General features: G+C 45.9%; 8 protein-coding genes. All 8 read right to left on the bottom strand.

Going from position 1 to position 8,382, the window contains the following annotated elements; all coding sequences use genetic code 11:
- Positions 1 to 584: 584 nt before the first annotated feature.
- Positions 585 to 722 carry a photosystem I reaction center subunit IX gene (locus ACQ4M5_RS37230; protein ID WP_430680839.1) on the bottom strand — a complete coding sequence of 46 codons (138 nt, stop codon included), beginning with the start codon at positions 720 to 722 and terminating at the stop codon, positions 585 to 587.
- A 12-nt stretch (positions 723 to 734) separates the two neighbouring features.
- Complete coding sequence (locus tag ACQ4M5_RS37225; RefSeq protein WP_430680838.1) at positions 735 to 1,220, bottom strand: Photosystem I reaction center subunit III; 486 nt, start codon at positions 1,218 to 1,220, stop codon at positions 735 to 737.
- Entirely contained in the window at positions 1,217 to 1,366 is a 150-nt protein-coding gene (gene psaI / locus ACQ4M5_RS37220) for a photosystem I reaction center subunit VIII (RefSeq protein ID WP_430680837.1), read from the bottom strand. The genes ACQ4M5_RS37225 and psaI overlap by 4 nt, the downstream gene beginning before the upstream one ends.
- 12 nt (positions 1,367 to 1,378) lie before the next feature.
- A complete protein-coding gene (locus ACQ4M5_RS37215) occupies positions 1,379 to 1,927 on the bottom strand; it encodes a photosystem I reaction center subunit XI (RefSeq protein ID WP_430680836.1) in 549 nt (182 codons plus the stop codon).
- Between the two features lie 98 nt (positions 1,928 to 2,025).
- Complete coding sequence (gene psaB / locus ACQ4M5_RS37210; RefSeq protein WP_430680835.1) at positions 2,026 to 4,257, bottom strand: photosystem I core protein PsaB; 2,232 nt, start codon at positions 4,255 to 4,257, stop codon at positions 2,026 to 2,028.
- 62 nt (positions 4,258 to 4,319) lie between these two features.
- Positions 4,320 to 6,677, bottom strand: coding sequence for a photosystem I core protein PsaA (gene psaA, locus ACQ4M5_RS37205; protein ID WP_430680834.1), 2,358 nt, complete (start codon positions 6,675 to 6,677; stop codon positions 4,320 to 4,322).
- A gap of 27 nt (positions 6,678 to 6,704) precedes the next feature.
- Complete coding sequence (locus ACQ4M5_RS37200; protein ID WP_430680833.1) at positions 6,705 to 7,814, bottom strand: photosystem II q(b) protein; 1,110 nt, start codon at positions 7,812 to 7,814, stop codon at positions 6,705 to 6,707.
- 194 nt (positions 7,815 to 8,008) lie between these two features.
- A complete protein-coding gene (locus tag ACQ4M5_RS37195; protein ID WP_430680832.1) occupies positions 8,009 to 8,380 on the bottom strand; it encodes a response regulator in 372 nt (123 codons plus the stop codon).
- Positions 8,381 to 8,382: the final 2 nt, after the last annotated feature.

Below are 8,382 nucleotides of genomic sequence, written 5' to 3'. Positions count from 1 at the left end.
GACATCTCGCATTCACATGACTGTTTCTCAAACTGATTACCCAGTAAAAACATTTGCTATCTTTGCCTGGTTCAGTTACGCTATCTCTAGACCTGCCGAAGTTGTGTGAGAATCACCTGCCGAAGTTGTGTGAGAATCACCTGCCGAAGTTGTGAAAATACGCACGAAGAGAAGTACGAGTTTCCAGAAGGCAGTTGCTTGTGACAGAATAATGTTTTGCAGGGATTTGCACCGAGGGGCGTGATTGGGTTGCAATCGAAAAGGAAACCCCGAAATCAAGAACCGACAGATGCAGAAAAACAACTGAATCCCTTGATTTCAAAGCAGCGAGTCCAATTAAGCCTCACATCAGCAGCACTTAATGCCGCCAATATGATGCAGAATGATGCAGAAATTTTGCAATCGCAAGGGAAACTATGTGGATCAAGTGATGGAAACGGCGTATGGGTTGCACAACTTTCGCCTCGATTACCATCAACCGAAACGAGCTTAGAACAACGAGCATCAGGAAACACAGTTCTGGAGTCCAGAACTGTGTTTCCGATAAAATCTATTATTTCGTAAAGCTAGTAAAGCCTCGGCGACTAAATACGATGGAAATAGGTTCCATATTGCAATCCAGGAAAGAAATAGTTGAGTTCAATGAACAAGGTTGCAATCAAAACGATCGCAAGAGTTGCCATCACGGGTGCAGCAGTCAGATATTTGAGAAAGTATTTCATGGTTGCTTTTCCTTATCGAGGTGAAACTGAGATTTCAGCATTTTTAGCAGTCAATTCACCAGTTCCTAACTCTTTGAGCGCGAGAATGGGCCATAATAAACCTTGAATTAAAGCTGGAACAGCGATCGCTAAATTGATAAAAATCTCTTGTTCTTCAGGCTTGGTGCTGCGATTGGCTGCAAGCAGGTAGGCTCGTCCTGACCAACCAATGAAGCCTGCAATGTAAAAGAATAGTGCAAACGGAATCACAATATCAATTGCTCGATCGAGCCGAAGCTGTAAGTGCGGCAAACCATCTTCTTTGCCGCACACTAGCTCTGAAGCGTAAGCTTGAAATGGCTTCTGATAATAGTAGTTATCTGGCGCGTTTTGTTGACGGTCCTGAAATGCTTGAGATTGATTACAGGGAACTAACAGCGCACTTTCCGCAGTAGCAGCGGGATGGACGCTAAACAAGATGGAAAGCACGATCGCAAATACAATCAAAAATCGCTTCATGAGGGTTCCTCCGAGTCTTCGCGCTCGATCCACAAGAAAATAATGGCAAAAATCGGAAACGGCAAAATATAGAAAATTAATGGAATCATCAGCCACGGCAGCCAAGGGAGTGCATAGTGTCCAGTTAATTGAGTGAAATCTGCCATTGTTCAAACTCCTTAAAATAGATAGCTGACATTGACTCCGCCTCGTAGCATCGAATCAAGATCGATAAAGTTCTCTAGCAGCAGGTAAGCAAATATTGCTCCGCCCATTGCTCCGAGAAAAATACCGCCGTTGAGTTGAAACCAATCTTCTTTCTTGCGTAACGGTCTTAACTGATCCTGAGAGTAAACATTGTAAGCGCCGCGTGGATTGCCTTGGAACATTGCCAGCGCAAAAATTGAAATCCCTAAACAAGCAGAGGCAGTAATGTAGACCGCAGTAATTAAGCCACTTAAGTTAGCCCCGTGTGCTGTCTCACGCAAAGGACCAACTACAACTTCAGGACCAACTAGAAAGTAGCCATGTGCAATACCAATTTCTAGACCGCGCATAAATGGTGTTAATCCAGGGCGGTAAGCGGGAAGATTGCGGATGAAAGCACGCGCGATCGGAGAATCATTGATCGGAGTCGAAAGATTGCCCCACCACGGATCGCCATTGTACGGTTTGATCCAATCGTCACCGAGTTCAGTAACCGGATTGGTTGATTGAGGATTTGACATGATCATTCACCAAGAGAAAGGAGTTGAAAAAAAGTCCCGATCGATTAGCCCGGAGATCGGGACTTCCTGAGACGAGAGGAGAGTTGTCTCAAGCTTTGCTATCCAAATTTGCCAGCCGTTGCACCAATCAGGAAGGCAGCATACGTGAAGATGTAACCAACCGTGAAATGAGTTAAACCGACTAAGCGACCTTGTACGATCGATAATGCAACAGGCTTATCTTTGGGATAACCGAATGACAGGGGCGTGTGTTCATGTGCCCACATCAAGGTTTCAATCAGTTCTTGCCAGTAGCCGCGCCAGGTAATAAGGAACATGAAGCTAACTGCCCAAGCTAAATGACCAAACAGGAACATCCACGCCCAAACTGCTAAATTACTGGTTCCATAGGGGTTGTAACCGTTGATCAAGGGTGCAGAGTACTGCCAAAGATAGTCTCGGAACCATCCCATCAGATACGTTGAACCTTCATTGAACTGAGCTACATTACCTGACCAGATGGCAAGATGCTTCCAATGCCAGTAGAACGTGACCCAAGCTAATGTATTTAGCATCCAGAACATGGCGAGATAGAACGAATCCCAAGCAGAGATATCGCAAGTACCGCCCCGACCGGGACCATCACACGGGAAGGAATAACCGAAGTCTTTTTTATCGGGCATCAGTTTAGATCCACGAGCATCGAGCGCACCTTTGACGAGAATTAAAGTCGTGACGTGCAAGCCTAATGCGATCGCATGATGCACTAAAAAATCACCGGGACCGATCGTGAGAAACAAGGAATTCGTGCCATTGTTAATTGCTTCTAACCAACCGGGAAGCCAGACGTTTGCATGATTGGGATAAGCCGTGAAAGCAACACTATCGGGATTTGACAATAGTGTATTCATCCCATAGATCACTTTACCGTGTGCTGCTTGAATAAACTGTGCAAACACAGGCTCAATCAAAATCTGCTTTTCTGGACTCCCAAAAGCCACTTCTACATCATTGTGAACATACAGCGCTAGAGTATGGAATCCCAAGAACAGCGAAACCCAACTCAGATGCGAAATAATCGCTTCTTTGTGGTCTAACATTCGGGCGAGAACATTGTCCCGATTCAGCTCCGGATCATAGTCCCGCACAAAGAAGATTGCACCATGAGCAAATGCCCCTACCATCAAGAATCCAGCAATGTATTGATGATGGGTGTAGAGTGCGGATTGCGTGGTGAAATCCTTTGCTAAGAACGCATACGGCGGCATTGAATACATGTGCTGTGCTACCAACGAACAGACGACTCCTAAAGAAGCGAGATGCCAGCCGAGTTGGAAATGCAGCGATTCATTGTAGTCTTCAAAGATACCTAAATGTCCGCGCCCGGTTCTGGGAGCAATAAAGAAGCCCTTCGCTCCAGGTCCATGAAGTGCATCGAGCATTTCTTTGATACTGTGACCAATGCCAAAGTTGGTGCGATACATGTGTCCGGCAATGATAAACAGAACCGCGATCGCCAAATGATGATGCGCCATATCCGTCAGCCAGAGCGATTCGGTCTGCGGATGGAACCCACCTAAGAAAGTTAAAATCGCGGTTCCTGCACCTTCAGATGTACCAAAGATATGCTGCGGTGTATCTGGATTCTGAGCATAAACCGCCCAATTTCCAGTGAAGAATGGCATCAATCCTGCTGCATGAGGACGCACAAACAGGAAGTTATCCCAACCGACGTGCTGACCGCGTGATTCAGGAAGAGCAACGTGAATCAGATGACCTGCCCAAGCTAGAGAACTGACACCGAACAATCCTGCTAAATGGTGATTCAATCTTGATTCAGCATTTTTGAACCAGGCAAGACTTGGACGATATCTTGGCTTTAGATGTAGCCAACCTGCAAACAGAAAAGCTGCTGCAATCAGAATCAGAAAGATTGAACCTGCAAATAAATCATTCACAGTTCGCATTCCGATCGTATACCACCAGTGATAGACACCCGAATAACAGATATCAACTGGATTCAGTGCGCCTGCTTGGGTGTAAGCCTCGATCGCAGGTGGACCGAACTGAGCATCCCAAATCGCATGAGCGATCGGACGAACATGAATCGGGTCTTTAATCCATTGTTCAAAGTTACCTTGCCAAGCTACATGAAACAGAATGCCAGAGATCCAAAGAAAAATGATCGCTAAATGTCCGAAATGGGTGGCGAAGATTTTCTGATAGAGCTTTTCTTCGGTCATACCGTCATGACTTTCAAAATCATGAGCAGTCGCCATTGCGTACCAAATGCGTCGAGTGGTTGGATCTTGGGCTAAGTCTTGGCTAAACTTCGGAAATTTAGTCGCCATAAGCCAAAATGTAGTAAGTGGATAAAGCAGAGAAATGCGCTCCCAGGCTGAATTTCAAACAGTTATCCAAATGCGATCGTTCTTGCTAAGAAGAACGCCCAAGTCGTGACAATTCCCCCCAATAGATAGTGAGCCACACCCACTGCACGACCTTGAATGATGCTCAAAGCGCGAGGCTGAATGGTTGGCGTGATTCGTAGCTTGTTATGCGCCCAGATGATCGATTCGATCAATTCTTGCCAGTAGCCGCGACCACTAAACAAGAACATCAAACTGAAGCCAAAGACAAAATGACCACCCAGGAACAATAAACCGTAAGCAGAAAGCGCAGAACCATACGAGCCGATCACCTGACTCGCTTGTGCCCACAGGAAGTCTCTCAGCCAGCCATTGTTAGTAATCGATGAAGTGGCAAAGTTGCCGCCCGTAATGTGTTCGATCGTGCCATTACTATCGATCGTGCCCCAGACATCGGACTGCATCTTCCAGAAAAAGTGGAAAATCACCATCGACAATGAGTTATACATCCAGAACAATCCGAGGAAGACATGATCCCATCCAGAAACTTGACAAGTTCCACCCCGACCGGGACCATCACAGGGGAATCTAAAGCCTAAGTTTGCTTTGTCTGGAATCAATCGAGAACTGCGAGAGAATAACACCCCCTTCAGCAGAACTAGCACAGTCACATGAATCGTAAACGCATGGATGTGATGGATCATGAAATCTGCCGTTCCTAAAGTCATCGGCATCATGGCAATTTTTCCACCCACTGCCACGACTCCACCCCCAAACACATAACTTACAGGTTCATGTAGTCCTGGTGCAGTGGTTCCAACACCAGTTAGAGCGATGTTTTTCAAGCCGCCGAAGACATTGCCCAAAGGTTGAGCAGCGTTTAGAACTGGATTCCCGATCGCCATTGTGTGAATGTGCTGAATCCATTGAGCAAACACGGGCTGAAGCTGAATTCCCGTATCCGAGAACATATCCTGCGGTCGCCCGAAAGCTCTCATGGTGTCGTTGTGAATGTACAGTCCGAAGCTATGAAAGCCGAGAAACTGACATACCCAAACTAAGTGAGAAATGATTGCGTCTCTATGGCGCAAAGTACGATCGAGAACATTGTTAGCATTTACCACCGGGTCATAGTCCCGCACCATAAAAATCGCTGCATGAGCCGCCGCCCCTACAATTAGAAAGCCACCGATCCAAACATGATGCGTGAACAATGAAAGAACGGTTGCGTAGTCTGTTGCAAGGTAGGGATAAGGTGGCATGGCATACATATGATGTGCCACAATAATGCTCAGTGATCCAAGCATGGCTAAGTTAATCGATAACTGAGCGTGCCAGGAAGTCGTTAGCGTTTCAAACAGTCCTTCATGTCCCACAGGACCAATAAAGCTCAAAAACGGCAGCATCTTCGGAGTTTTGGCATCGTCTAGCATTTCTTTAAGACTATGACCAATGCCCCAATTGGTGCGATACATGTGACCTGCAATGATAAACAGCACTGCTAACGCTAGATGATGATGTGCTGTATCCGTTAGCCATAGTCCACCTGTAACGGGATTTAAGCCACCTTTGAACGTGAGGAAATCGGTGTATTCTCCCCAGTTCAGCGTGAAGAAAGGTAGAAGCCCTTTCGAGAAACTGGGATAGATATCTGCCATCAGTTGCGGATTGAGAATGAACTCATGCGGCAGTGGAATACGATCGACAATCACACCCGCATCTAAGAGTTGATTAATCGGTAAGGCAACATGAATTTGATGTCCTGCCCAACCTAAACAGCCTAATCCGAGTAAGCCTGCTAAGTGATGATTTAGCATTGCTTCAACGTTTTGGAACCATTCGAGCTTGGGGGCGCGTTTATGGTAGTGGAACCATCCCGCAAACAGCATCAAACCTGCCATGACTAAACCACCGATCGCAGTGCAGTAAAGCTGAAAAGTGTTTGTAATTCCAGCCGCACGCCACCATTGAAACAATCCAGAGGTAATCTGAATTCCGTGAAAACCGCCGCCCACATCCGCATTTAGAATGTCTTGTCCAAAGATATTCCAGACGACTTGAGCGCTCGGTTTCACATGAACAGGATCATTCATCCAAGCTGTAAAATTCGAGAATCGCGCCCCGTGAAAGTACATTCCGCTGAGCCAGATGAAGATCACTGCAAGATGCCCGAAGTGGGCGGAAAAAATCTTGCGTGAGATATCTTCTAAATCGCTCGTATGGCTATCGAAATCATGAGCATTGGCATGAAGATTCCAAATCCAAGTCGTGGTTTTGGGACCTTTTGCAAGTGAGCGATCGAAATGTCCCGGTTCTGCCCACTTTTGAAAAGAAGTCGGAACCGGATCGCGATCGCTAATCACTCGGACAGGTTGCCTTTGCTCTGGAGGATTTGTGGTCATAGGTTCTCCTCATTGCAAATAGAACAGTTATTCAGTGGGTTCAAACTCTGAAAACTCCAAAATCTCTGGAAATGATTGGCTCTGATAGTCCCTCGTCGCTGCAATTCCCATTTCTGCAAGTGCGATCGAGTCTGCCCAAGTTGGAATTTTTTGATGCTCTGCCAGAATAGTTCTCGCAGGCTGAAAGTTCAACGCATCAAAGTTAAATGCAGCAATATCAATCCCTAGTGCGGCTGACCAAATTCCAGCCACGGGCAGTGCAGCTAAGAAGAAATGTACCGATCGAGAATTCGGAAAACAAAAGCCTTTCCAGAATAGTTTTTGCTGATAAATCTGAGTCTTTGTGAAGCTGTAAGTTTGTTCTCGCTGACCGAAAACATAGCCATGATTGATCGATTCGTCTTCATTAGTCTTTTTGAACAATGAAGAAGTTACAAGCGAACCATGAACTGCCGCGAGAAATGCACCCCCAAACACACCGACAACACCCATTTGATGCAGTGGACTCATCAAAATGTGATGATCCGCTTGAAATTGCATCATAAAATAGAATGTTCCTGATATTCCTAAAGGCATTCCAGATGAGAAACTTCCTTGTGCAACGGGGTAGACGATTAACACAGATACCGTTGCTGCAACTGGAGCCGTAAACGCCAGAGAAATCCAGGGACGCATTCCTAAACGATAGCTTAACTCCCATTCGCGATCTTGATAACAGATAATTCCAATGATAAAGTGCAAAACAATCAATTGATAAGCACCGCCATTGGTTAACCATTCTTGCACCGAAGCTGCTTCCCACATTGGGTAGAAATGCAGCCCGATCGCGGCAGAAGTTGGAACAACCGCAGCCGTGATAATGTTGTTCCCATCAAACAGCGATCCAGAAATCATCGTATTCATTCCATCACTATCAACCGGAGGAGCCGCGATAATTGCGAGAAGAAATACGATCGCTGCTGTAGACATCACTGGAATCATAATCACACCAAACCAACCGATATAAATTCGATTGTTAGTGCTTGTTACCCAGTTACAGAAACGATTCCAAAGCGTAAAAAATGTCGCTTGTTTAGGATCTTCAGGTTTAGGGTCAGTTCGTTGTTGAGCAGAAGATTGATCGAATTGGGTCAGCATTGTGGCTAAAACTCCTTCAGATCAAGAAACAACAGCAGCTAGTTAGCTAGGATCACCAGAAAGATGCGGAGCATCAGACTCCTAACTGTTGTTGTCTATGCCAGATTGAGATCGCTCTCATACTGTTGGAGAGTAGAGCCAGAAAATGAAGAACCGCTGAAGACTTTGATCCAATTCATGATTTGTCACAATCTTCACAGTTCTAAAATTGCTGCAATTTGATCTGCTAATGTCAACGGATCATAGGGTTTGATAATCACAGCCGCGATCGCGAATTGCGTAAACTGACGACGATCGGAAGCCTGAGCTTTCGCAGTCAAGAGAATTACTGGAATGTCATGGGTTGCGGGGTTTGCCTGAAGTCGCTCAAAGGTTGCGAGTCCATCCATATCAGGCATCATCACATCGAGCAGCACCGCATCAGGTTGCTCGATCGCTGCTTTTTCTAATCCTTCTGCACTTGATCCCGCCGTTAGCACTTCCCAACCTCGTGCAATTTCTAAGCAGAGTTGTGTTGCTTCTCGGATATCAGGCTCATCATCAATGATCAGAATTCGTTTCGTCATGC

The organism is Leptolyngbya sp. AN10 (assembly GCF_050565645.1).
Taxonomy (GTDB): Bacteria; Cyanobacteriota; Cyanobacteriia; order Leptolyngbyales; family Leptolyngbyaceae; genus Leptolyngbya.
This window is presented reverse-complemented; position numbering and strand designations above follow the sequence as displayed.